Raw genomic sequence first — 2,958 nt, forward strand, 5'->3', positions numbered from 1 at the left:
GCCAGCCGCAGCCGCGCGCACGCCCAGGCGATTGGTTGTTTTTCTCATGAGTGAGGAGAAGAAGTGAAGCCTTGGCCGGCGCTGGGTGGGCAGCTGCGGCACGGATTAGCCAAAGAGCCGGGTGAAGTCGTTGAACAGGGCAATGGACATCATCGCAAACAGCAACGCGACGCCGCCGCGCTGCAGGCGCTCCATCCAGGCCTCGGAGACGCCCCGCCCGGTCAGTCCCTCCCAAAGATAATACATCAGGTGCCCGCCATCGAGGACCGGCAGCGGCAACAGGTTCAGCACCCCCAGGCTGACGCTGATCAGCGCCAGAAAGCCCAGGTACTGCACCAGGCCCAGGCTGGCCGAGCGCCCCGCGTAGTCGGCGATCGTCAGCGGCCCGCTCAGGTTCTTGATCGAGGCCTGGCCGATGACCATGCGACCCATCATGCGCAGGGTGAGCGCCGAGACCTGCCAGGTGCGCTCCACGCCCTTGACCAGGCCCTCGACCGGCCCGTGGCGCACCAGCACCATCTCTGGCGGCTCGCCCACGTAGGCGCCGATGCGCCCGACCGGCCCGCTCTCTCCGGCCACCACCTCGGGCGTGACCGCCAGTTCCAGCAGACGGCCGTCGCGCTCGATGCGCCAGGGTTGGGTCAGCGCGGCGCCGTCCTGCACCGAGCGGCGAATGGCCTCGCGCAGCTGCGGGCCGTCCGTGATGTCGGTGGCGCCCACCCGCAGCACCAGGTCGCCCGCGCGCAGGCCCGCACGCTCGGCGGCCGAGCCGGCCATGACCTCGCCCAGCACCGGGCGTGTCCAGGGCGCGGCGATGCCGATGGCGCGAAACAGCTGCGCGTCCGCGCGGCGCGCGTCCACCTGCGACAGGGGCAGCACCACCTCGCGCTCGGCAGCGCCCGGGCGCGGCTGCAGCAGGAGCCGCACGTCCTCCCCGTCGAGCGCACCACGCGCCAGCGCCCAGCGCAGGTCCTCGAAGGAGCGCACCGGCTCGGTCTCGCCCTTCCCCAGCGCCTGGCCGAGCACCAGCTCGCCGCCGCGCAGCCCCGCTTGTTCCGCCACGGTGCCCGCGGCCGGACTGGCGAGCACGGCGCGCGGCTCCTGGACGCCGCTCCAGTTGACCAGCGCATACAGCAGCACGGCAAGCAGCAGGTTCGCGGCCGGCCCGGCCGCCACGATGGCGGCGCGCTTGCCCACGCTCTGGCGGTTGAAGGCCAGGTGCCGCTCCTCCTCGGCCACCGGCGCCTCGCGCTCGTCGAGCATGCGCACGTAGCCGCCCAACGGGAAGGCGCCGATGACGAATTCGGTGGGCGAGCCCTGGGGCTGCCAGCGCAGCAGCGGCTTGCCGAAGCCAACGGAAAACCGCAGCACCTTCACGCCGCAGGCGACGGCCACGCGATAGTGGCCGTACTCGTGTACGGCGATCAGCAGGCCGAGCGCAACGATGAAGGCAACGAGGGTCAAGAGCATGGTGGCAGGAACTCTCCGGCTGCCCTGCGCGGGAGCCGGCGGTCGCGGATCGGGGTCAATGCAGGGCGAAGAGGCGCTCCACCAAGCCTTCGGCCACGCTCCGCGTCTCGGCATCGAGCGCCAGCAGCGATTGCAGGCAATCGGGCTTGGAGGGCACGACCGCCTCCAAAGTTGCAAGATTCAGCGCATGGATCTGGTCGAAACGGATGCGGCCATCGAGGAACGCCGCCACCGCCACTTCGTTGGCGGCGTTCAGCACGGCCGTCGTGCCGGGCGCGGCGCGCAGCGCCTGCCACGACAGGTGCAGGCCGGGAAAGCGCCGCTCGTCCGCCTCCTCGAAAGTCAGCGCCGCCAACCGCGTGAAGTCCAGCGTCTCGGCGCCGCTGGCCACGCGCTCCGGCCAGGCCAGGCCGCAGGCGATCGGCACGCGCATGTCGGGCGTGCCCAGCTGCGCGATGATGGACGAGTCCACGAACTGCACCATCGAGTGGATGATCTGCTGTGGATGGATCACGACCTTGATTCTCTCGGGCGCCAGATCGAACAGCCAGCGCGCCTCGATGACCTCCAGCGCCTTGTTCATCATGGTCGCGGAGTCGATGGAGATCTTGCGGCCCATGGAGAAGTTCGGGTGGGCACAGGCCTCCTCGGGCGTCACGTCCTGCAGCGTGGCCGGATCGCGCGTGCGAAACGGGCCGCCCGAGGCGGTGAGCAGCACGTGCTGCACCCGCCGCGGCCAGCAGGCCGGATCTTCAGGCAGGCTCTGGAAGATGGCGGAATGCTCGCTGTCGATGGGCAGCAGCGTCGCCCCACCCTCCCTGACGGCGCGCATGAAGACCTCGCCGCCGACCACCAGCGCTTCCTTGTTGGCCAGCAGCAGGCGCTTGCCGGCGCGCGCCGCCGCCAGGCACGGCGCCAGCCCCGCCGCGCCGACGATGGCACCCATCACCACGTCCGCCTCCGGGTGGGAGGCGATGGCCTGCAATGCATCGGGCTGCTGCAACACCTCGGTGGAAAGGCCCGCCTCGCGCAGCCGTCCGGCCAGTTCGCGCGCGTGCGGGGGGCTGGCCATGACGGCGTAGCGCGGCCGGAAGGCGGCGCACTGCGCCAGCAACAGCTCCACCTGGGTGGCCGCGCTCAGCGCGAAGACCTCGTAGCGGTCCGGATGGCGCGCCACGACGTCCAGGGTGTTCTTGCCGATGGAGCCCGAGGAGCCGAGCACCGTGATGCGTTGTTTCATGCCTGCGCGAAGGAAGAGAGCATCAGCGCCAGCGGCAGCGTGGGCAGCAGCGCGTCGATGCGATCGAGCACGCCCCCGTGGCCCGGCAGCAGGCGGCTGGAGTCCTTGGCGCCTGCGCTGCGCTTGACGAGCGACTCCACCAGGTCGCCAACCACGCTCATGGCGGCAAGGAACATGGCCCCGAGCACCAGCAGCCACCAGCCGCGCCCGGCCAGCAGCGTGTAGAGGCTCCGCACGCCGGCGCCGCG

The 2,958-nt window shown here is 71.0% G+C and carries 3 protein-coding genes; all 3 read right to left on the minus strand.

The features are described from left to right. Positions 1-105: 105 nt before the first annotated feature. Positions 106-1,470, minus strand: a complete 1,365-nt coding sequence (rseP, locus tag A612_RS15350) for an RIP metalloprotease RseP (protein ID WP_019375323.1) — start codon at positions 1,468-1,470, stop codon at positions 106-108. 55 nt (positions 1,471-1,525) lie between these two features. Further along, positions 1,526-2,710, minus strand: a complete 1,185-nt coding sequence (locus A612_RS15355; protein ID WP_019375324.1) for a 1-deoxy-D-xylulose-5-phosphate reductoisomerase — start codon at positions 2,708-2,710, stop codon at positions 1,526-1,528. Continuing rightward, positions 2,707-2,958 (minus strand): phosphatidate cytidylyltransferase (locus tag A612_RS15360; protein WP_040437179.1); only part of this gene is annotated, 252 nt, incomplete at its 5' end. The genes A612_RS15360 and A612_RS15355, both read right to left, overlap by 4 nt.

Origin of the sequence: Melaminivora alkalimesophila, assembly GCF_000282995.1 — a bacterium.
Taxonomy (GTDB): domain Bacteria; phylum Pseudomonadota; class Gammaproteobacteria; order Burkholderiales; family Burkholderiaceae_C; genus Melaminivora; species Melaminivora alkalimesophila.

Coding starts and splice junctions, on each gene's coding strand:
- rseP (WP_019375323.1), bottom strand. CDS start 1,470: ATGCTCTTGACCCTCGTTGCCTTCATCGTTGCGCTCGGCCTGCTGATC.
- A612_RS15355 (WP_019375324.1), bottom strand. CDS start 2,710: ATGAAACAACGCATCACGGTGCTCGGCTCCTCGGGCTCCATCGGCAAG.